This is a genomic window from Streptomyces sp. ActVer, assembly GCF_027270795.1.
Classification (GTDB): domain Bacteria; phylum Actinomycetota; class Actinomycetes; order Streptomycetales; family Streptomycetaceae; genus Streptomyces; species Streptomyces umbrinus_A.
This window is the reverse complement of record NZ_JAPWHT010001005.1, coordinates 1-662: the sequence shown is the minus strand read 5'-3', so window position 1 is coordinate 662 and position 662 is coordinate 1. Positions and strand designations below refer to the sequence as shown.

General features: G+C 78.5%; 1 protein-coding gene. It reads right to left on the bottom strand.

Annotated features, from left to right (window positions below; genetic code table 11):
• The coding region (locus O3Q52_RS53850) for a hypothetical protein (RefSeq protein ID WP_269655647.1) at positions 1-662 on the bottom strand (662 nt) is incomplete at both ends.

Here is a 662-nt window from a genome sequence, read left to right as displayed (position 1 = left end):
CACCGGGGCGCCGGGGGGTCCCGGGCAGATGGCTCCGGTGCAGGGTGCTCCCCAGGCTCCGGGTGTGCAGGGTGCGCCCGTCGCGCCCGGGCAGGCCGTGGCGGTTCCTGGGCAGGCGGTTGCTGGGCAGGCGGTTCCTGGGCAGGCGGTTGCTGGGCAGGGGATGCCCGCGCAACTGGGCCCCGTACAGGGCGTTCCCGGGCAGGCCATGCCCCTGCCCGGACAGCTGCCCCAGGCTCAGGGCGTACCCGGTGAGGGCATGGCGCCGCAGGCTGCTTCCGGGCAGCCCATGCCCGCCGCCGTACCAGCCCAGGGAAACCCCGGTCAGAGCGCTCCTGCCCAGGCGGGTCCCGTTCCCGGGCAGGCCGTGCCTCCGCAGGGCATGCCCCAACCGGGCGCCCCGGGACAGGCCCTTCCGCCGCAGGCCGTACCGGTCCAGGTCGCGCAGACAGGTGCGGCTGGTCCCGCGGGAGCCGTCGGCCCCGGTGGAGTGCCGGTGGCCGCTGCGCCCGCCCAGGCCCCCGCGCAGAACGCCCAACAGCAGCCCCAGGCCCCCGCGGACGCGGCTGCGGCACAGCAGCCCTGGCCCGGTGCGGCCGACACCTCCGGCGCCGGGGTCCCCGTACAGCAGGGGGCCGGTGCGGCGGCCCAGCCCTGGCCGG